Genomic DNA, 20,939 nt, shown 5'->3' on the forward strand with positions numbered 1-20,939 from the left:
TCTTTTATTTTACATCAAATGATTTTAAGTTGTCGCGACGGATTTTATCTTTTTCTGCATCTGATTTTTTGAAATCATAATCATATAAAGCGCCTTCCCAATCGCCATACATTGGATTCGGGAAAATAATGAATTTCTCACCAAATTGTGCTTTTGAATCTGCTACTGTTTGGTTACGATCTTTTACAGATTTTCCATCAAAACCTGTGAAATCAGATAAGTTATCACCGAAGAATAAGACAATATCATGGGTTTGAGAAACGAGTTCACGGCGTTTTTCTTTTCCTTTTTCTTTCGGATCTTGTAGTAATATATGTTCTTTCGTTGCTTGAGGAGCACCTACACGCTCAAGATTTTTAATTGTTGCATCTAGTTGATTCGTTTTACGATTTGAGATGTAGTAAATATCTACACCTTTAGACTCTGTATATTTTAAGAAATCAATTGCGCCTGGAAGGGCTTCAGCCTCAGCTTTGTTAATCCAATCATCCCATTTGTAAGGATAGCCTTTGCCTGTTTTTACGCTCATTGCCTGATGAGGACTGTTATCTAAAACAGTTTCGTCTAAATCAAGCACGATAGCAGGTTTTTTCTCTGTCCCTTTTGCAAGAATTGCATCAAGCTTTAATTGACCAATGTTGTACCCTTGGTAGTAAAGTGCTTTCGTTTCACCGGCTGTTTGATACCATAAATCAGCCATTAATTGTTGTTCTGTTAATTTTACTTTCTCTTCTTTCGCCACTGTTTTCTCTGGTGTTCCTGAACATGCTACAAGTGATGTAGATAGAACCGCTACAGATAATAAAGTGGTAATGCCCCTCTTCATCTTCATATGTATCCTCCTTGATGTTAGAAAATCATTTTATATTATATATTAAAATATAATATTTTTATATGAACATTTGCATATTGTCTTTTGTATATATAGTAGTATGTCCTATATTAGAAAGATGAGCAAAATAATAATAGCTGTTTTGACAAGTTTTATTGTCGTAATGACAATTATAATTGACAAAAAGAACTTTGTTATTTACAATTTTAACTAAATAGAACAAATGATGGATTCATGACGATGTTTACATATAAGAGGATGAAGCGTGGTGCTATATTTTGTCTTGAATAAACATAGTCTTTGAAAGAGAGTACGAATGATACTAAAGGGGAGGCTTTATACTTGAGTTTACAAATTCAAAACTTAACGAAACAATTTGGGGAATCAAAAGCAGTTAACGGTTTGCAAATTTCGTTACCAAAAGGTGAAGTACTAGGGTTACTTGGACGAAATGGTGCAGGGAAAACAACAACAATCAAAATGCTTCTCGGATTATTAACGCCTAATGAAGGTTCGATTACATGGGATGGAAAAGCATTTGGAAATAGTGGTGTAACAATTGGGTATTTACCAGAAGAAAGAGGTTTATATACAAAAAGTAGAGTAATAGATCAGCTGCGATATTTTGGTAGATTAGAAGGAATGTCGAAGAAAGAAGTGGATCACGCTATTGATCACTGGTTAGAGCGTTTAGCGATACCAGAATATAAATTTAAAACGGCTGGAGAGCTTTCAAAAGGGAATCAGCAAAAAATCCAATTAATTGCTGCTCTTCTTCATAATCCGGAACTTCTCATTCTAGATGAACCATTCAGCGGCCTTGATCCAGTTAATGCTGGGATGTTAGCTAGTATTATTGAAGAACAAGTACAGAGCGGAAAGACGATTATTTTATCAAGTCATCGTATGGAACAAGTAGAGGCTTTTTGCCAACATGTATGTATTTTGAAAAAAGGTGAAGCAGTCGTAAAAGGACAGCTAAGTGATATTAAGAAAGAATACGGTTTCCGTAATTTAACGATTGAAGATACAGTAGAGAATGAAAAGGGATTAGAAGCTATACATGTATCGTATGAAAAACAACAAGGCCTTCTTTATGTGAAAGTACAAGACGATGCGGAAGCTCTCAAGATTTTGCAACAGTTGCAAGAGCAAGGTGTTAGCTTACGACAATTCAAAATGTTAGAGCCGACGTTAAACGAAATCTTTGTAGAGAGGGCGAAATAACGATGCGTAAATTTTCTCACGTATTTTCATTTTATTTTAGGGAAGCGTTTTTATCTAAGAAATCATTAATTACGAGTGCGATTTTATTTTTAGTTGTGTTTGGGATTTTTGCATTTAATCATTTTACTTCAGGCGATGATAAAAATAAGGATAAAGATAAAATTGCAGTTGTAGTAGAGAGTTCCACATATAAAGTACAAAAAGATGAGCTAAATAAGCTATTGCCATCAGCAAAAATAACAATTGGTTCAAAGGATGATTTTGATAAACTGCATAAGCAAGTAGAAGAAGGCGATTTAGATGGTCTATTCCATGTGACGGAAAAGGGGGGGGCTCCATCGATTACATATATGTATAATGGATTTCCAAGCCAAGCAATTTCTGCAATTATGGCAGGATATTTAAAGCAACAATATACGATGGTGACGATTGCCAAAAATAATGTTTCACCAGAAATTGCACAGCAATTACAAACAGAAATTCAAGTAAAGCAAGAAGCGATAAAAGATCGTACATCTTCTTTCGGAATTGCCTATTTCTTTACATTTGCTTTATATATGTTTATTGTAGCGTTCGGAAATACAATCGCAATGAATATTGCATCTGAAAAGGCGTCACGTGTAATGGAAGTAATGCTTCCGAAAGTGAAGCCTCTTACGATGATGTATGCGAAAATTTTAGCGGTTGTTTCAACGGCGTTATTGCAACTTGTCGTATTGGCGTGTGGTTATCTTATTCCATATTTGTTAGGTTGGGTCGATTTAGAAAGTGCCTCACTATTTGGTATTCCAATTGACTTTACGAAATTAGATGCAAAAGTTATCAGCATGTTTCTTGTTTATTTCATTACGGGATATTTACTTTATGCGATGATGTATGCTGCTGCTGGAGCTGTCGTATCTAAGACGGAGGATTTACAAGCTGTATCTTTCCCGGTAATGATTTTAATTATGGCTGCATTCTTTATTAGTATTAAATCATTAAGTGATCCGAATAGTACTATCGTTGTTGTAAGTTCTTACGTTCCATTTTTTACACCGATGGTTACCTTCTCACGTATTGTAGCTGGTGAAGCAGGTATGCTAGAAATTACGATAACATTAGCAGTCTTATTGGCGACAATTGCAGTATTAAATGCTGTTACAAGCCGCATTTACGTAAACGGCGTAATGAATTACTCAGATAAAGTGAAATTTAAAGATTTAGCGAAATTTATAAAGCGTCAATAATGAGAGAAAAGCATGATTTCCTATTGAAATCATGCTTTTTCTTTATGTATAAATTAAAAATAGTATATAATAATAAGAGTCGTCTTTTAATAGAATGAATAAAAAGGAGGGTGTGCAGATGGGGATTAGTAGTCGTTTTACAGTAGGTGTTCATATGCTGACATTACTTGCGATAGATCGAAACTCTCGCTGTACCTCTGAATGGATTGCCGGTAGTGTGAATACAAATCCAGTTGTGATTCGTCGCATTACAGGAATGTTGAAGAGAGCAGGACTTGTTGATGTACAAGCTGGTAAAGGTGGTACGACACTTGCTCGAGATTTAGAAGAAATTACATTACTTGATGTATATAAAGCAGTGGAAGTTGTAGAAGAAGGACAACTATTTTCCTTCCATGAAAATCCCAACATTGAATGTCCAGTAGGAGCTAATATTCAATCAGTATTAGAAATTATTTTAATGCAAGCGCAAGAAGCGATGGAAAACGTACTTGCAAATGTAACGGTAGATCAATTAGTTACAAATTTAAAGTCTAAAATGAAAGAATAAAAAAAGCGAGCTTCCTCATAATGAGGGCTCGCATTTTTTTATTCAGAAATATTGAAAATTCTATTTTTCAGTATTTAAAATGAATTTACCTACGATAGCTGCGAAGATACCACCAAGAATTGGTGCTACGATGAATACCCATAGTTGAGAAAGTGCTTCTCCACCAACAAATAAAGCTGGTGCGATACTACGAGCTGGGTTAACAGATGTTCCAGTTAACGGAATTCCTAATAAGTGAATTAAAACTAATGTGAAACCAATTACTAGTCCAGCTAAAGAAGAACTTCCTTTTTTACCTGTTACAGCAACGATAACTAAAATAAATACGAAAGTTAAAATGAACTCAACTAAAAATGCTCCAGATAAACCAAGAGTTCCGAAACCATTTTGTCCTAAATTATCTAAAGGTGTTTTAGCAGATTTTAAAATTGTTACTAACGTTGCAGTTCCTAATAAACCACCTAAAATTTGAGCTAATACATAATAACAAAGTTCCATAGCGTTCATTCGTTTGTTGATGAACATAGCTACCGATACTGCTGGGTTAATGTGACATCCAGAAATTGTTCCGATGCTATATGCCATAGCTACAATAGATAAGCCGAAAGCCATAGCGATTCCTAATGTTCCAATTCCTTCAATTCCGCCGCCAGTGACAGCTACTCCAGTTCCGAATAATACAAGTACAAATGTACCAATAAATTCAGCGATTGCTTTTTTTAACATAATTTACCTCCTATTAATGCGCATGAAACGTATTATAACATAAGTTTTAGTATAAACAGCCAATGAAATACTATTCTGATAAGGCGAAATAGGGGGACAATAAAAAAGAGTATGGTTCATCTCTATAGAACCATACCCTTTTTTTATGCCGATTTTTTCTGTTTAACGACTGGAACAGAACGGTTTAAAATACTATTTGCAACCATTCCTAACATGATAATAATCATTCCGATGAGAGAAAGTCCTCCAGGGAGTGAACCATTTAAGAAAATGATTTCTCCAAGTACGGTAAAGACCATCGTTCCAGCTTGTGTTGCTTCAACAGCTCCAAGTAGAGCGAGGTTATCTTTTGCTAAGTCAGTAGCAAAGAAAAATGTCATCGTTGCAATAACGCCGGAACATAATGCTAACAAAAATCCTTGAAGCATTTGGTTGGATGTTGGAATGCCAGTAGTAGAAAATCCGTATATACCAAGCAAGATTGTTATAGGAAGACTTCCAATTGCCATTCCTAATACACGTTGAAACGTATCAAGGCGTCCACCAACAAGCTCCATCATTTTTCGGTTACCGAACGGATATAAGAAAGCGGCTAATACGACAGGTAAAAAACCTGAAATGAACTGAGTCATTGTAATATGGCCTGCGGCAGTTGCTTGCATACAAATTACACCAAGTAAAATAAATAATGCAACATATAAGCTACGAAGTGGAATTTTTCCGCGTACAAGTTTCGTACCTGATTTTGTTTCTATTTTTACGAAAAATAGTGGTGATAGTAGTAAACCAGCTAAAATCGTAACTTGCCAAGTTCCAGCAACGAGCCAAGCTGGAGAAAAGACAGCTGAGAAACTTAATAAAGAATAAAAACCAATACCGGCAACAGAACCCCATCCGATCCATGCCAATGGATGTTTTTTTAACTCTTCCCATAATCCCCTAAAGTTTTTGCGAAATAAAACGATAAGGAATAAAATAGGAAGAGCAAATAAAAAACGGAAGGAAGCTGTCCAAGCCCAGCTCGTTCCAGATACATTCATTGCTCTATTAATAATAAAGGTTGCAGAAAAAAAGGCCGATGATAAAAGACCTAATAAAATTGCGCGCATGAAGTATAGCACTCCTTTCGAAAATAAATAATTATGTATAGTATGATATACTTTTAATTGTTTAAAGTAAACTATTTTATACTTTGAGGTGGTTTTATATATGAAAGAAAATGAAGATATGCAAACGAAAGAAGTCATTCAACAAGTTGGACAGTTATTGAGACAAATTCGAAATGAACAGAAATTAAGTTTAGAAGAATTAGCCCATAAAACAGGAGTTAGTAAATTAACATTAGGAAAGATCGAAAGAGGGGAAACAAATCCGACACTAGCTGTCATTTGGAAAATAACGAAAGGGTTATCAATTCCTTTATCCAGATTAATGGTTGCTGGAGAACCTGTAGCTGTTGCGCGCTGTGGAGAAGGATTTGCAGTAGATGAAGGACAAGCGTGGCATTTAGAAACGATGTTCCGTTATACGAAAGAAACAGGGATGGAAATGCACCGTGCTTGTTTACGATCAAATAGTATATATGAGCCAGAAGCTCATCATGAAGGTGCGATTGAGCTTGTAACGGTAATGAAAGGGAAAGTGTCTATTCAAGTGGAGAATGATGTATACGAATTAAATGAGTTTGATTCCATTCAATTTGAAGCGAATAAGAAGCATATTTATAAAAATGAAGAAGAAGAAGTGGCGGTATTACATTTAACGATGAAATATTCTTCATGAAAAAATCACCTATAGGATTCTATAGGTGATTTGCTCTTCTTAAGTATGTGAAATGATGCCATTAGTACGAACGTGGCATAAGTAATAAACAAATGAAATAAACTAAAAATCCTGTCCCAAAACATAAAACAGCAATAACCCAAATGATACGAATAAGAGTAGAGCTAATATCAAAATATTCTCCTAAACCACCACATATACCAAATAGCATTTTATCAGTTTCGGATTTACATAACTTTTTTGACATATTCCAATCAACTCCTTTTTATATCAAACTGCATACTTTTATTCTATATGGAAATTTATGAGAAGACTATGGGGTTGTATTACATTTTTTTGTGAGAAGCGATCGTATTAATTGTCTTAGTTTTCAGTGGATATTAAACTTGTAGTTATGAGGTGATTTTTAATAAAGGGTGGGGAAATAGAGATGACAGTATATTGGTTGACTAACGTAATGCTTGAATCAGGATATACATATGAAGAAGAGAGAATTTCACAAACAGAAACAGAATTATGCAGTTTACTTATTGAAGATGGTCGAATTAAAAAAATTATAAAAGGGATTGTTCAAGAGGAAGATATAGTAACTTTTGATGCTAAGAACTTATTAATGTTGCCAGCTTTCAAAGAGATGCACATTCACATTGATAAAACATATTATAGTGGCCCATGGAAAGCTTGTATGCCAGCAGAAAGTATTTTTACACGTTTTAATGAAGAAGAAAAAATTTTACCAAAGCAATTAGCGACTGCTCAAAATAGAGCGGAAAATATGCTAGAGTTACTACTGCAAAATGGTGCAACGAATATTAGAACGCATTGTAATGTTGATCCAATTATTGGGCTTGGTAATTTGGAGGCGACGTTAGCGGCATTAGAAACATATAAAAATCGAGTATCTAGTAGAATTGTTGCGTTTCCGCAACATGGATTATTGCGCAGTAATTCTGTGCAACTCGTGAAAGATGCGATGCGTATGGGTGCCCATCTAGTCGGAGGAGTAGATCCAGCTACAGTGGATAATGACATTGAAAAGTCATTACATACAATTATGGATATCGCAGTAGAATTTAATGCGGATGTTGATATTCATTTGCACGATGCGAATAATCTTGGAACGTTTACGATGAAGAGATTGGCAAGTTTAACAGAAGAAGCAGGATGGCAAGGCCGTGTAACGATTAGTCATGCACTTGGACTTGGTGGTGTTACTGATAAAGAGGCTGAAGAAGTGGCAGAAAGACTCGCAAATGTAAATATTGATATTACTTCAACAGTGCCAATTGGTAAACAAGTAATCCCAATTCCGTTATTAGATAAAAAAGGTGTTACGGTTTCATTAGGCAATGATAGCATTACAGATCATTGGTCACCGTTTGGAACAGGTGATATGCTTCAAAAGGCGAATCGATTAGCAGAGCGTTTTGGGTGGAGTGACGAAAGGTCTTTAGGAAAAGCACTCCGCTTTATTACAGGAGGAAAAGAAACGTTAAATAAGGAAGGGAAGCGAGTATGGCCGAATGTAGGGGATGAAGCGAGCTTTGTTTTGACGAATGCGACATGCGCTGCTGAAGCAGTAGCGCGTCAAACAGAAAAACGTTTAGTCGTGTATAAAGGAAATATTGTTGTTGGAAGTTTAAATGAGGTGGAATTAAATAATCTTGTGTAGAAGAATCGTTTAAATATTTTGAGGAGGGTTCTAATGGTGAGTATAGAACTCTTCTTTTTTATTCTTACAATATATTTTTATAGGAAAGCTAGAAGGGATGAAAAAATTGGACAATCAACATAACCAAAATCATATTATGGGAACTTTACAATGGTTTATATTTTTATTAGCGAATTCAATCGCACTACCAATTGTCGTTGGCGGATTATTTCATCTTACGACGGAAGAAATATTTTATTTAATGCAGCGTACGTTTTTTGTAGTTGGTATATCTTCTTTTTTACAAGGATGGCTTGGGCATAGACTACCAATTGCGGATGGGCCGGCTGGATCTTGGGTTGGTGTATTTACCGTACTTGCTTATGCAACGGCCGGACAAGATCAATTACATAGTACACTGCAAATTTTAGAATTAGGAATGATAATCTCCGGTATTATTTTAATAGGATTAGGAGTAACTGGTTTTATAGGACGTATTTTATTTTTATTTACGCCGCTTGTGACAGGGACGTTTTTACTTTTATTATGTTTACAATTAAGTGGTGTATTTTTAAAAGGAATGTTAGGAATTACAGCTACTATTTCTCAAATCGACGGATTTACAGCAATGATCGCGTTTAGTATATTTCTGTTCGTTATTATACTATCTAATTTTGGAAAAGGCTTTGTCAAAAGTTATGCAGTTTTAATAGGATTAATTAGTGGGTGGATTATTTTTCTCATTGCAGGAAAAGTGACAATCCCATCTCAAGTAACTCATTTTGTGCAACTTCCACATATATTTGCTTGGGGACTTCCAAAATGGAATACAGGTATGGCTGTATCAAGTTTTGTTATGGTATGTATTTTAGTTTCGAATACGGTGGCAGCTATTATAGCAATTAATCAAGCAACTATTCATAAAGCGACTATTGAACAAAAACAGTTGAAAGATGGAACATGGGTTGGGGGGATTTCGCATATCATCTCTTCTGTATTTTCAACTGTAGGTGTCGTTCCGTTACCAGCAACGGCAGGATTTATACGTTTAACAAAACAAAAATATATCCGATCGTTCTTAATGGCATGTGCGTTACTAGTCGTAATGTCTCTTTTTCCAAGTATTATTCGTTACTTAGCATCTTTACCATCAGCTGTCGCATCGGCTGTTTTAATGGCTTCGTTCGTACAGTTAATTGGAATTGGATTTAATAATATAAAACAAGTGCCGATGAGTGAAAGGAATGTAACGATTTTAGGCGTTGCAGTATTATTTGGCAGCGGCGTTATGTTTTTACCGTCTGGAGCACTCCAATCCTTGCCGTCTGTTATGCAATATATATTCGGTAATGGCTTATTTGTAGGTACGGTTGTAAGTATATTGCTAGAACAAATATGGCGCGTTGGAAAGTAAGTGGATAAAAAGAGTGTACGCACTGTATAAAAGTCTAAAATAACATAGGAAATAAAGCCCATTTTCATTCACCACCTGCACATTTCGTTCATACAATATCTTGACTAAATAAACACCCAACTTACACATACACAGCTCTGGCTTAAGCAAGGAGGGTTATACCAGTTGAAGGAAAAAGCGTATCAATCTAAACCTTTACTCACAAAGAGAGAGAGAGAAGTATTTGAATTGCTGGTTCAAGATAAAACAACGAAGGAAATTGCAGGTGAACTTTTTATAAGTGAAAAGACAGTTCGCAACCACATCTCAAACGCAATGCAAAAGCTAGGGGTTAAAGGACGTTCACAAGCAGTTGTGGAGCTTCTTCGTATGGGAGAGCTCGAATTATAAGAAAGCAGCCGACTTTTATATAAAAGTCGGCTATTTTTTTGTTTGCTTCACTTGCTATATGAATGATAAAAACGTTTCATACATAAATAGGTAATAAGGAGGGGATATGTTGAAAAGGATACTGTTAGTTTCAACAAGTGCTCATGATATGAATGGACACCCGACTGGTTTGTGGCTTGAAGAGCTCGCGGCTCCTTATCATGTATTAAAAAAGGCTAAGTTTGATGTTGATATTGTGTCAATAAAAGGCGGGAGAGTACCTATAGATAGAGTGTCTATTCCGAATGGTATACCTCGCGAATTCAAGCATGTAGCTTCTTTATTGCAAAATACGAGGCCGATTTCAAATGTTCATTTTTCGGATTATGATGCGGTTTTATTTGGTGGTGGGCACGGGGCGATTGTAGATTTTCCAGGTAATCCATATGTAGCAAATTTGATTGAGAATATGTATAACAATAACCGGATTGTAGCGGCTGTTTGTCACGGAGTAAGCTCTTTAGTCGGTGTGAAAAATAAGGATGGCTCGTTTTTTGTTGCGGGTAAGCGTATAACAGGTTATACAAACGATGAAGAAAGAGCTGTACATTTAGAAAAGCGCGTTCCGTTTTTGCTAGAAAGTAAGTTGAAAGAAGAAGGAGCTTTGTTTTATGTAGCCCCCAATTTTACGCCGCATGTAGTAGTAGATGGTCATTTAATTACAGGACAAAATCCACAGTCTAGCGTGGAAATAGGTAAGGCTATAAAAAGGGCTGTAAATAAATTATAGAAAAAGTACCCGCTACTAACAAAGGTAGTGGGTATTTTTATCCCTCTATTTGCCGGGCAGTAGGACCCCCGATTGGTGAGAGCTAATAATCAGTGGGGATGAACGCCCCCCCACTGATTAAAGTTTCACTGTATTCTAAAATTCCCGCCTCGAAATTGGTTTGTAACCGTCCAGTTGGTAATAATTGATTATAGTTTTTTATGTATAGTATATGAAAATGTAATAAACTAAAAAGGCATAGTGAGTATAATAACTTCATTTATAATCATTCGTGAATTTGCTATACTGTTTTGTATGGACAAAAGGGGAGGCTCTTTTAAATGAGAAAAGTCGCATGTGCAAATACTTATATTAATAAAATAAAGCCCATTATTAGAAAGACAAGTTTTAGCCAATTGAAAATAGATGAAATTGCGAAATATATGGATATTAGTAAAGCTACTTTATATAAACGTTTTTCTTCGAAAGATGAAATTATTGAGGCGGTAGTAGAGGATTTCATGAACTATCTACTCGAAGGTGATGCGGATAATCAAGATGAAAGTATGTCATTTACAGAACGTTTCCAAAAGACGTTTATCCATTCTTTAAAATGTGTGACATATATTTCGGATGTTTTTTTGCAAGATTTGAAAGAAGCATATCCGCATTTGTCGGATCAATTAGTCGCTGCCCAACAAAATCGTAACCATAATTTGCAAATGTTTTTTGAAGCGGGTATGGAACAAGGTTATTTTAATAAAATGAATGCACAATTATTTATGGTACAAGATGATGTGATGTTAAGACGTATTATAGATCATTCTTTTTGTATTCAGTACGATATTACGTTAAAGAAAGCGATACTTGATTTTTATCAATTAAAGAAGTATCAACTTTTTAAACCAGAGTATATAGAAGCAATTGATGATTCTGAAATTGAAAAAGAAGTTATTGCTATTTTGCAAATGATTTCGTAAAAAAGCAGATCTCCCTTAATAGAGGAGAATCTGCTTTTTTAGTACATATTATTTTTGCAACTGTTTTAATACTAATTCGGCTACTAGACCACCTGAAGCTGGGTTTTGACCAGTGATAACACGATTATTTTCTAGAGCATAAGCTTCCCACGGTTGCGCGGCTTTTTCGTAAAGTCCTCCATTTTTAATGAGTTCATCTTCTGTTAAAAATGGAACGAATTGATCTAATTCAGCTAATTTTTCTTCTTCATTTGAAAAGCCTGTTACCTTCTTACCGCTAATTAAACGATCCCCATTGCTTAATGTAATATGAAATAAACCAGCAGCTCCATGACAAACCGAAGAAACAATTCCACCGTTTTCATAAATATTGCGGCTAATATTTTGAAGTTCTTTATTTTCTGGGAAGTCCCAAATAACCCCGTGGCCACCTGCGTAATAAATAACAGCGTAGTCTTCTGGATTCACTTCACTTGGTTTCATTGTAGAACCGAGGCGATTCATAAACTCTTTCTTTTGATACCATTCCCAATCGATGCTCTCCGCCATTGCTAAACTATGTGGATCAATTGGTGTATAACCGCCTTGTGGACTGACGTAATCAACTTTGTAACCCGCTTCTTCTACTTTTTTTACGAAATGTACAGCTTCACCAAGCCAAAGTCCGGTAGCCCTATTTAAATTTGGGTATTTTTCTACGCTTGTTAATACAACTAACATTTTTCTCTTCATCATACTCCTCCTATAATGTCTCTTCTATATAAAAGTTCTGTATGCGTTTTATTTTATTAAGTTAAAAAATGTAAATTTGAATAATCATGCCAGTCCTCCTTATATCGGCTTCGAAATTAGTGTATAATAACTTTTGAACAAAGTAAACTAAAAAGGCTTAATTAGTTTATTTTGTATATTTTTCGTTGACAAACTGTAATGCTGAAACTATGATAGTTCCATGAATATCGAACAACATACGTGTTTCGTTTCGAATTCAATTTACCCCGCATTAACGGGCAGTAAGACCTCCATCTCAAAATTCAGCGGAAGCAAAGAAGTTAGGTGGGAGATCAACTGCCCGTAAAAGCCCGATTGGTGAGGGCTAATAATCAGTGGGGGATGAACACAAACCTCACTGATTAAAGTTTCACTTTATCGCGCGATAAATTAGCAACTTTTACACATTTAATGAAGTTGTTTAGTGGTGATACAACATTTAAATAAGTTCATTTTTTTATCTATAGTTTGATAGTTTTAAAATTGCAATCAGGAGAGTGTTACACATGGGGAAAGATATAAGAAACCATTCGAAATGGTTTGTTTTTACATTATGTTTTATTGTTTTGTTAGGACCGATGAACGCTGTGTTATTTAATGTAGCGCTAGAGGATATTGCCAATGATTTATCAATTAGTCAATCGAAAGTAAGCTGGGTTGTAGTAGGGTATTCCTTAGTTGTCGGTATTGGTTCGATAATATATGGAAAGCTGGCTGATCGTTACAGTGTAAAAAGACTATTAATTATTTCTATTATCATATTTGTAGCTGGTTCTATTGTTGGATTTATGAATCAATCTTATGAAATTATCATTTTCGCAAGGTTAGTGCAGGCGAGCGGGGGAGCAGCGTTTATTGCGCTTAGTATGATTGCGGTGGCGAAATTAGTTGCTCCAGCTAAAAAACCAGGTGCGTTAGCAATGATTAGTTCTTCTATTGCATTAGCGGTTGGTATTGGACCTTTAGTAGGTGGGGCAATTACAAATACGTTAGGGTGGCCGTATTTATTTTTATTTATGGTTATTTCAATGATTGGTATTTTCTTACTCGTAAAATTTATGCCAGAAGAGGCGCGACATACAGATGAAGTGTTTCGCTTTGATTTCATTGGAGCAGTTTTATTATTTGTATTGATTACGACCATTTTATTAGGAGTTAATATTAATAGTTGGCTTTTTGTGTTATCTGTTGTTTTTCTATTTTTATTTAAGGCTCATATGAAGAGAACAGAGTCGCCGTTTATTGATATTGAGTTATTTACAAATAAACCATTACTTCGTTTAATAGCGGTCGGATTTATCATTAATGTGGCGTTATGTGCTAGTTTATTATTATTACCATTACTGTTAGGAAGAGGACATGGATTGTCTCCATTCGTTATTGGAATTGTATTGTTTATTGCATCTCTCTTTGGTATTGTATCTAGTTTTATTACCGGAAAGATTATTCCTTCGTTTGGGAATGTGAAGATGATGTATGTAGCTTCTGTAGTTATGATCATTGGCTTTTTAATTTTAGGGATTATTCCGGACGGGAACTTACTCTTTATTTTATTTGCGGTTATTTTAACATTTATGAGTTATTCGGCAATTCAAGTATCATTAAACACATTTATCCCGAAAACATTAAATCCAGCTAAAGTTGGAGTCGGTCTTGGTTTATATAATTTAATTAACTTTTTCGGTATGGCATTTGGACCAGCTGTAGCGAGCAAAATTATGGAATCTACAAATAGTTATCGATTAAATTTTATTTTGATCGTCATTTTAATTGCTGCTCATTTCTTCTTATTGATGGGAATGTCTTCTTTTCAAAAAAAGATGGAGCAATGAATATGCACTTTATATAGAAGAAACCGACTTTCTTATAGAAGGTCGGTTATTTTTCTATCTTGCAAATTACGAAAAAAAGGAGCAAAATAAAAAAGGTCCTAGTCTATACATGGGAAAATGAAAATTTTCATACAGAAGCATTTGAAGTGAGCGAACTTAAAGTGTGTAAAATATAATGATAAACATAAAAGATGATGAATGAGAAAACGGGTGATGAAGTTGAATAGAGCAATCGGTGTTATCGATTCAGGAGTTGGCGGTTTAACAGTAGCGAAGGAATTAATTCGTCAGTTGCCGAAAGAGCGTATCATATATTTAGGAGATACAGCACGTTGTCCTTATGGTCCACGTTCTCGAGAAGAAGTACGTCAATTTACGTGGGAAATGACAGAGCATTTACTAGACTTAAATATTAAAATGTTAGTTATTGCGTGTAATACAGCAACTGCAGTTGTATTAGAAGAGATGCAAAAACAATTACCAATTCCAGTAGTAGGAGTTATTCACCCAGGATCACGTACAGCTTTAAAAGTGACAAACACGTATCACGTTGGGATTATTGGAACGATTGGAACGGTGAAAAGTGGTGCATACGAAGAGGCGTTAAAGTCTATTAATAACCGTGTTATGGTAGAAAGTTTAGCTTGTCCACCTTTCGTTGAACTTGTAGAGAGTGGGAATTTCGAAAGTGAAATGGCGTATGAAGTTGTAAGAGAAACGCTGCAACCACTGAAAAGTACCGATATTGATACACTTATATTAGGGTGTACACATTATCCGATTTTAGGACCTGTTATTAAAAAAGTAATGGGAGATAAAGTGCAACTAATTAGTTCTGGTGATGAAACAGCACGTGAAGTAAGTACAATCTTATATCATAGTAAAATGTTGAATGAAGGAGAAGAACAAAGCGATCATCTCTTCTTAACAACAGGAAAAATAGGCTTGTTTAAAGAAATTGCATCAAAATGGTTCGGTCAACCGATTGAAAATGTGAAGCATATTCATTTAGAAAAAGAATAATAGTAGAATTTATATAAGTGAGCTCCTGAGAAATCAGGAGTTTTTGTTTTATCTTGCTATTTGCTGGGGAGTAAGACCCCTACTGATTAAAGTTTCAATTTATAAGAGGCGCAGCTTGTTCTAAAACATGAAACAGCTCGTATACATAATAGTACAAACTTAGATTTTAGGGGGGAATGGCATGCCTAAATCCACTTTTAAATGGGTTGTTGGTGCTACTGTGAGCGCTGTTTTACTAACAGGGTGTGGCTTTATAAATCAAGAGAAAGCAACTGAACAAATTGATCCGCCAAAACAAGTTACGTATACAGAGGGTGGGAAGAAAGAAGTAGCTAAAAAAGATAAGCAAGGGCAAATGGTAAACAGAGAACTATACCTTGTTGATAAAAATGGTTATGTTGTACCACAAACGTTAGCTATACCTACTCCGAAAGCAAATGAGACTGTGAAGCAAACGTTAGAATACCTTGTGAAAGATGGACCGGTAACGAATTTATTACCGAATGGGTTTCGTGCAGTCATTCCGGCGAATACAACGATGACTTTAGATTTGAAAAAGGACGGAACGGCAGTTATTGATTTCTCTAAAGAAATGAAAAACTATGCGAAAGAAGAAGAGCGTCAAATCGTTGAATCTATAGCTTGGACGTTGACGCAATTTACAGAGATAAAACAAGTGCAGTTCCAAATAAATGGTGAGAAATTGGCAAAGATGCCGGTTGGTGGTACACCGCTTGGTGAAGGAGTGAGCCGTGCAAATGGTATTAACTTCGATGATGAACAAGTAGCAGATGTAACAAATACAAAACCAGTCACACTGTATTTTATGGCGCAAAATAATAATAAACAGCAATACTACGTACCAGTCACACGCCGCGTTGCGGAAGGTAAAGAAAATGACTATGCAGCAATTATAGATGAACTTGTAAAAGGTCCAATCCATCAATCGCTCCTGAATGATTTTAATCCAGGCGTTAAGCTTATTACGAATCCGAAATTACAAGACGGAAATCTTACATTAAACTTTAATGAAAATATATTTGTAAACCCAGATAAAAATATGATCTCAAATTACGTATTGAAGTCGTTAGTTTTATCTTTAACAGAAAAGAAAGGTGTGAAAAATATTTCTATTGAAGTGAATGGAAAAGCAAATCTTATAGATGAAAAGGGCGGAAAGTTAATAAAACCTGTAGATCGTCCAGAAAACGTGAATACAGGTAGTTTTTAATCTTGAATAATTTGATATACTTAAGTAAGAAAGGAGAATTGCTTTTTGGGTTCTCCTTCTTTTATTGTATACATATCATACATTTAAATTTGGCTATACTAACGAGTAGTAATTAAGAGGAGGTTATTTTTATGCGAGTAGATGGTAGAGAGAAAACAGAATTACGCCATATACATATTCATACGAATTATTTAAAACATCCAGAGGGATCTGTATTAATTGAAGTTGGGGATACAAAGGTGATTTGCTCAGCAACAATTGAAGAGCGTGTACCACCGTTTATGCGTGGAGAAGGAAAAGGATGGGTAACAGCTGAATACGCGATGATTCCGCGTGCAACAGAACAACGTACGATTAGGGAGTCAAGCAAAGGGAAAGTAACAGGGCGTACAATGGAAATCCAGCGCTTAATTGGACGAGCATTACGTGCGGTAGTTGATTTAGAAGCGCTTGGCGAGAGAACAGTTTGGATTGACTGTGATGTCATCCAAGCAGATGGTGGAACGAGAACAGCTTCTATTACAGGTGCATACGTAGCGATGGTATTAGCGTTTGAGAAGTTATTACAAGCAGAAAAAGTATCTAAAATTCCAGTAAAAGATTATTTAGCAGCAACGTCAGTAGGAATTGTTGAAGAGCAAGGTGTTGTTTTAGATTTAAACTATGCAGAAGATTCTAAAGCAGACGTTGATATGAATGTAATTATGACTGGAAAAGGTCAGTTTGTTGAAGTGCAAGGAACTGGAGAAGAAGCGACGTTTAGTAGAGCGCAGTTAAATGAATTACTTGATGCAGCAGAACAAGGCATTTTCCAACTGATTGATATGCAAAAAGAAGCGTTAGGTGACATCGTATCTCATATAGAGTAGAGGTGGAAAGTATGAAACAAGTTGTTGTAGCGACAAAAAATATGGGGAAAGTACGTGAATTTGCTGAGTTATTTGAGCGATTTGATTTAGAAGTGAAATCATTACACGATTTTCCTCATATTGAAGAAGTCGAAGAAACTGGTGAAACATTTGAAGAAAATGCGATCTTAAAAGCGGATAGTTTGAGTAGACAGTTGAATGCAATTGTAATTGCGGATGATTCAGGTCTTATTGTAGATGCGTTAAACGGGAAACCAGGCGTGTATTCAGCTCGTTTTGCTGGAGAGCCAAAAGATGATCAAGCGAATATTGATAAAGTTTTACAAGAATTAAATGAAATACCGTTTGATAAGCGTAAAGCTCGCTTCTACTGTGCATTAGCAGTAGCTTTCCCTGAAGGTGATAAAAAGCCTGTCATTGTAAACGGGACATGTGAAGGATTTATTTTAGAACAACGCCGCGGAGAAAATGGCTTTGGATACGATCCGATCTTTTATGTGGAAGAATACAAAAAAGCAATGGCGGAATTAAGTTCAGATGAAAAAAATGCTATTAGTCACCGCGGACGTGCTCTTCGTAAGCTAGAAGAAAAAATCCCTGAATGGTTTTTAGGAGAATAAGGGAGAGAGATTGATGAAAGCTTTAATCGTAAGCGATAGTCATAGCTCTGTGAAGGAATTACAGCAGTTAAAAGAGAAGTATGAAGGGAAAGTAGATATCATGATTCATTGCGGTGATTCAGAGCTAACGCCTGCTCATGAAGAGCTGCAAGGTTTCCATGTTGTAAAAGGAAATTGTGATTATGCTAACTTTCAAGATGAAATTGTAACTGATGTAGATGGAATTCGCTTCTTAGTTATACATGGGCATCGACATAATGTAAAAATGACATTACAAACGCTAGCGTACCATGCTGAAGAAGTGGGAGCGCAAGTTGCATGCTTCGGACATTCTCACGTATTAGGTGCGGAATTAATCGAGGGCGTTTTATTTATTAATCCAGGCAGTATTTTATTACCACGTCAGCGTGTAGAAAAGACATTTGCTTTATTAGAAATGGATGAAAATCAAATGGAAGTTCGTTTTGAAACGTTAGACGGACAACTAGTTGAACAGGCAGTTTTTAAAAGAGGATAAGAAAATTTATCCTCTTTTAAAAAAGGTGTTGACTTTATGTGTGGTTATACATATAATAAATATTGTCGATAGGGCAACGGCGCTAACGAAGAAAAGAAAATAACATATGCGGGTGTAGTTTAGTGGTAAAACAAGAGCCTTCCAAGCTCTGGTCGAGAGTTCGATTCTCTTCACCCGCTCCATGTCCCAGTAGCTCAGCCGGATAGAGCATACGCCTTCTAAGCGTACGGTCGGGAGTTCGAATCTCTCCTGGGACGCTAAAAAAACCTTGTTATCAAAAGATAACAAGGTTTTTTGTTTGTCTAAAATTTGATGTTTGGGTTATAAGTGTAGTTCATGCTTAATATTTGCGACCTTTCCTTTGATATTAAGCAGTTGCATATGTACTTTTTTTCTTAAATAAAAAGAGCGCCATTTATGCGCCCTATTCATCTTATTTAATTTAAAGAATTAATAGGTTTATGACGGAACTCAAATCCATATCCAGATTCTCTTAATTGTTTACTTGCAATATTATAAAATTCTTTACCATTCTAGTACGGTTGAGCAGCAGTTATCGGAACTTATCCCCGGCAGTGTGTTACAATTAATAGAAGCGGAAAATGAGAATCTCCAATTGACTGGACCTGTGATTGGTTAGATGGTTTAAGAAGGTCGTATAAAAAAGGGAGATGGCGCAAAGATGGCGAGATCAAATGAGAATGATTTAACGGAGAAATTGGCAGAAGGCCACCGAAAATATGGTGATGGCAATTTTACAGTACAGAACATCGGTGATGAAACTAACCCGAATTGGACTGTCGTAAAAAATGTGAGGAAGGGATCGGCAGGCATTCGCGAAGGAGAAGATATATTAAGACTGCGATCAAAATATATAAAATAGTACGGAAATGGGCGGAGCGGGAGTTCGAATTTCTCCTGGTAAGCTACAAAAACCTTGTTATCTTTTGATAACAAGGTTTTCTGTTTAGTTATTAATAAACTTCTCAAATACAAAACCATAATCTTTCACATTATATTGTTTCTTCGTATCAACAAGCCAGTTAAAGGCAATCTCGTTCATTTCTTTAAATTGCTCTGCTAAATTTACTTGTGCGTTTGAAATGCGGCTAAAGGCATTAGATGCCATATCTAAACTTTTATGTGCATATTGTAATGTAATATCGTTGTCGTATGAAATTTCTTCGATTTTAAGTAAAGCCTTATATAAATCTTTTAATTCTTCAATATGTTTTTTATGAACATCAATTGAGTAATGTTCATCGCCCATTTGAAACTTAATTTCTACATCTAAATCAATCGTTCCTGCAGTTTCGAGCGCTACGTTTTTAATTTGATATTTACTATAACGAAAGCGGCGTAGTGTACGTTTTTTACTTGTTGCGCTTGTACCGTCTAAGTGAATTAACCCTTTGTTTGTGAAGCAATATTCATCTGATTTTGATTTAATTAGAAAGTAAATTTTCTCTCCATCTTCATGCATTACATAATCATCGGCATCGACCTTATCATAGTCTTTAGGTGTAATAACAGAACCTACATCGCTTAGTCCTAATACATCTGCGGCCATTTTTTTAAACATATATAATCCCCCTTGTAAATTAAATTCTTAATTGTATAAAAATATATTAACATGATTTTCATCCTTTGTTTTCTTGTAATACGAAAATATCTGAAGGTAAGTTAAGAAAAGTAATGAATAATTATTTTGATCCTAAATTATTTAGTAAATCTATTAGTTTAAGATTGGATTCTCCGAAAAATAACCAAGAGAAAAAAGTTAATTTTGCAAGTGATTATAGAGAAATTCCGTGAAAGCACCTCAAGCTATGTGAGGTGTTTTTCTATCCTCTTTTGAAATCTTACAATTCTGTAAGGTAACTGTAAGGTAGTTCGATGGTAACAAATTGCTAATCTTTTATAATGAAGATAACAACGATAAAACGAGGAGGCAGAAATGATGAAAGGATTAGTTGTAACGGGCTTAACGGTTGCTTTTGGATTTGTAGCATATGAGAAATTAACGTATGTAGTTGATGTTGTGAAACATTTGATTGCTTAGAGAAAACAGCCATGAGAGGGAAAGGGAATGAGTGAATGAATGGAATGGTTATTTGGAATTATAGGTACTTGTAGTGTAGTGTTATTGTTCTTTGTCCCAAGTGGTATACTTAGTTCGACAACAAGTTTGTTCTTCTTAAGTTTGTTTGCTTGTACGATGCTTATTATTATGTTTTTAATGAAGCGAAGTAAACCAATCTTCTATTTTAGCATGATTGTTATGGCAATTATTGTTCTCCAAATTATTACCCTTGTAATATACCCCACAATTATAAAAGCTTTCCATTAATGATGAATCCTCTGCGCTTGTTGCTGGGGATTTTTATTTGTACAATTTTAATTTTTAGTAGAGATTTATTCGTATTGGAATGTAAAAATTAAATATTTTTATATTTCAAACAAATAGTTTTGGGATGTTGTGTTCTCATTACGCATTTGATATATTTACTTTGAACATAATTAAAATCAAGAAAAAGAGGCGGACGT

General features: G+C 35.3%; 23 protein-coding genes and 2 tRNA genes. 19 read left to right on the forward strand and 6 right to left on the reverse strand.

What is annotated here, in order from left to right; genetic code table 11:
- Positions 1-4 precede the first annotated feature (4 nt).
- Positions 5-832, reverse strand: a complete 828-nt coding sequence (locus tag ACTFO4_RS01930) for a 5'-nucleotidase, lipoprotein e(P4) family (protein WP_000782767.1) — start codon at positions 830-832, stop codon at positions 5-7.
- Positions 833-1,174: 342 nt separating this feature from the next.
- On the opposite strand from ACTFO4_RS01930, the gene ACTFO4_RS01935 reads away from it, so the two are divergent.
- The 3 genes from ACTFO4_RS01935 to ACTFO4_RS01945 all read left to right on the forward strand — a co-directional run bounded on the left by ACTFO4_RS01935 (position 1,175) and on the right by ACTFO4_RS01945 (position 3,838).
- Positions 1,175-2,059 carry an ABC transporter ATP-binding protein gene (locus ACTFO4_RS01935; protein WP_000058117.1) on the forward strand — a complete coding sequence of 295 codons (885 nt, stop codon included), beginning with the start codon at positions 1,175-1,177 and terminating at the stop codon, positions 2,057-2,059.
- A gap of 2 nt (positions 2,060-2,061) precedes the next feature.
- Entirely contained in the window at positions 2,062-3,288 is a 1,227-nt protein-coding gene (locus ACTFO4_RS01940; protein WP_440013205.1) for an ABC transporter permease, read from the forward strand.
- 118 nt (positions 3,289-3,406) lie between these two features.
- The gene (locus ACTFO4_RS01945; protein ID WP_000512998.1) at positions 3,407-3,838 is read left to right on the forward strand and encodes an Rrf2 family transcriptional regulator; all 432 of its coding nucleotides are present in this window, start codon (positions 3,407-3,409) and stop codon (positions 3,836-3,838) included.
- Between the two features lie 60 nt (positions 3,839-3,898).
- On the opposite strand, the gene ACTFO4_RS01950 is transcribed toward ACTFO4_RS01945, so the two are convergent.
- Both ACTFO4_RS01950 and ACTFO4_RS01955 read right to left on the reverse strand, forming a co-directional pair.
- The gene (locus ACTFO4_RS01950) at positions 3,899-4,564 is read right to left on the reverse strand and encodes an aquaporin (RefSeq protein ID WP_000913213.1); all 666 of its coding nucleotides are present in this window, start codon (positions 4,562-4,564) and stop codon (positions 3,899-3,901) included.
- 143 nt (positions 4,565-4,707) lie between these two features.
- Positions 4,708-5,673: a DMT family transporter gene (locus ACTFO4_RS01955; protein ID WP_001201636.1), complete on the reverse strand. Its 966-nt coding sequence runs from the start codon at positions 5,671-5,673 to the stop codon at positions 4,708-4,710.
- A gap of 100 nt (positions 5,674-5,773) precedes the next feature.
- On the opposite strand from ACTFO4_RS01955, the gene ACTFO4_RS01960 reads away from it, so the two are divergent.
- The gene (locus ACTFO4_RS01960) at positions 5,774-6,346 is read left to right on the forward strand and encodes a helix-turn-helix domain-containing protein (protein WP_000661920.1); all 573 of its coding nucleotides are present in this window, start codon (positions 5,774-5,776) and stop codon (positions 6,344-6,346) included.
- Positions 6,347-6,407: 61 nt separating this feature from the next.
- Here ACTFO4_RS01960 and ACTFO4_RS01965 read toward each other — a convergent pair whose 3' ends face one another.
- Positions 6,408-6,593 (reverse strand): PspC domain-containing protein, encoded by a 186-nt coding sequence (locus tag ACTFO4_RS01965; protein ID WP_000038411.1) that lies wholly within the window; start codon positions 6,591-6,593, stop codon positions 6,408-6,410.
- A 183-nt stretch (positions 6,594-6,776) separates the two neighbouring features.
- On the opposite strand from ACTFO4_RS01965, the gene ACTFO4_RS01970 reads away from it, so the two are divergent.
- The 5 genes from ACTFO4_RS01970 to ACTFO4_RS01990 all read left to right on the forward strand — a co-directional run bounded on the left by ACTFO4_RS01970 (position 6,777) and on the right by ACTFO4_RS01990 (position 11,529).
- A complete protein-coding gene (locus ACTFO4_RS01970) occupies positions 6,777-8,018 on the forward strand; it encodes an amidohydrolase family protein (protein WP_061457734.1) in 1,242 nt (413 codons plus the stop codon).
- A gap of 97 nt (positions 8,019-8,115) precedes the next feature.
- Positions 8,116-9,411, forward strand: a complete 1,296-nt coding sequence (locus ACTFO4_RS01975; RefSeq protein ID WP_000732140.1) for a purine/pyrimidine permease — start codon at positions 8,116-8,118, stop codon at positions 9,409-9,411.
- A 165-nt stretch (positions 9,412-9,576) separates the two neighbouring features.
- Positions 9,577-9,801 (forward strand): spore germination transcription factor GerE, encoded by a 225-nt coding sequence (gene gerE / locus ACTFO4_RS01980; RefSeq protein WP_000659484.1) that lies wholly within the window; start codon positions 9,577-9,579, stop codon positions 9,799-9,801.
- Positions 9,802-9,907: 106 nt separating this feature from the next.
- Positions 9,908-10,570 carry a type 1 glutamine amidotransferase domain-containing protein gene (locus tag ACTFO4_RS01985; protein ID WP_000919610.1) on the forward strand — a complete coding sequence of 221 codons (663 nt, stop codon included), beginning with the start codon at positions 9,908-9,910 and terminating at the stop codon, positions 10,568-10,570.
- 320 nt (positions 10,571-10,890) lie between these two features.
- A complete protein-coding gene (locus tag ACTFO4_RS01990) occupies positions 10,891-11,529 on the forward strand; it encodes a TetR/AcrR family transcriptional regulator (RefSeq protein WP_001233006.1) in 639 nt (212 codons plus the stop codon).
- A 48-nt stretch (positions 11,530-11,577) separates the two neighbouring features.
- Here ACTFO4_RS01990 and ACTFO4_RS01995 read toward each other — a convergent pair whose 3' ends face one another.
- Complete coding sequence (locus tag ACTFO4_RS01995; RefSeq protein ID WP_420685168.1) at positions 11,578-12,261, reverse strand: type 1 glutamine amidotransferase domain-containing protein; 684 nt, start codon at positions 12,259-12,261, stop codon at positions 11,578-11,580.
- A 545-nt stretch (positions 12,262-12,806) separates the two neighbouring features.
- On the opposite strand from ACTFO4_RS01995, the gene ACTFO4_RS02000 reads away from it, so the two are divergent.
- The 9 genes from ACTFO4_RS02000 to ACTFO4_RS02040 all read left to right on the forward strand — a co-directional run bounded on the left by ACTFO4_RS02000 (position 12,807) and on the right by ACTFO4_RS02040 (position 19,275).
- Complete coding sequence (locus ACTFO4_RS02000) at positions 12,807-14,132, forward strand: MFS transporter (RefSeq protein WP_000513854.1); 1,326 nt, start codon at positions 12,807-12,809, stop codon at positions 14,130-14,132.
- 213 nt (positions 14,133-14,345) lie between these two features.
- Positions 14,346-15,155, forward strand: coding sequence for a glutamate racemase (gene racE / locus ACTFO4_RS02005; protein ID WP_000774005.1), 810 nt, complete (start codon positions 14,346-14,348; stop codon positions 15,153-15,155).
- A gap of 181 nt (positions 15,156-15,336) precedes the next feature.
- Positions 15,337-16,386, forward strand: coding sequence for a spore germination protein GerM (gene gerM, locus ACTFO4_RS02010; RefSeq protein WP_001126746.1), 1,050 nt, complete (start codon positions 15,337-15,339; stop codon positions 16,384-16,386).
- A 131-nt stretch (positions 16,387-16,517) separates the two neighbouring features.
- Positions 16,518-17,255, forward strand: coding sequence for a ribonuclease PH (gene rph, locus ACTFO4_RS02015; protein ID WP_001261765.1), 738 nt, complete (start codon positions 16,518-16,520; stop codon positions 17,253-17,255).
- Between the two features lie 11 nt (positions 17,256-17,266).
- The gene (locus ACTFO4_RS02020; protein ID WP_000815939.1) at positions 17,267-17,875 is read left to right on the forward strand and encodes an XTP/dITP diphosphatase; all 609 of its coding nucleotides are present in this window, start codon (positions 17,267-17,269) and stop codon (positions 17,873-17,875) included.
- A 13-nt stretch (positions 17,876-17,888) separates the two neighbouring features.
- Positions 17,889-18,392 (forward strand): metallophosphoesterase, encoded by a 504-nt coding sequence (locus ACTFO4_RS02025; protein WP_017674020.1) that lies wholly within the window; start codon positions 17,889-17,891, stop codon positions 18,390-18,392.
- A gap of 108 nt (positions 18,393-18,500) precedes the next feature.
- Positions 18,501-18,574 (forward strand) — tRNA-Gly (locus tag ACTFO4_RS02030).
- A 1-nt stretch (position 18,575) separates the two neighbouring features.
- Positions 18,576-18,649: transfer RNA gene (locus ACTFO4_RS02035), tRNA-Arg, on the forward strand.
- A 425-nt stretch (positions 18,650-19,074) separates the two neighbouring features.
- Complete coding sequence (locus ACTFO4_RS02040; RefSeq protein ID WP_000124460.1) at positions 19,075-19,275, forward strand: hypothetical protein; 201 nt, start codon at positions 19,075-19,077, stop codon at positions 19,273-19,275.
- 84 nt (positions 19,276-19,359) lie between these two features.
- Here ACTFO4_RS02040 and ACTFO4_RS02045 read toward each other — a convergent pair whose 3' ends face one another.
- Positions 19,360-19,974, reverse strand: coding sequence for a PH domain-containing protein (locus ACTFO4_RS02045; protein WP_000473863.1), 615 nt, complete (start codon positions 19,972-19,974; stop codon positions 19,360-19,362).
- Between the two features lie 519 nt (positions 19,975-20,493).
- Here ACTFO4_RS02045 and ACTFO4_RS02050 point away from each other — a divergent pair.
- Complete coding sequence (locus tag ACTFO4_RS02050; protein ID WP_001983650.1) at positions 20,494-20,742, forward strand: hypothetical protein; 249 nt, start codon at positions 20,494-20,496, stop codon at positions 20,740-20,742.
- The last annotated feature ends 197 nt before the right edge of the window (positions 20,743-20,939 follow it).

The organism is Bacillus cereus group sp. MYBKT14-1, assembly GCF_051915185.1.
In the GTDB taxonomy this organism is placed as follows: domain Bacteria; phylum Bacillota; class Bacilli; order Bacillales; family Bacillaceae_G; genus Bacillus_A; species Bacillus_A cereus.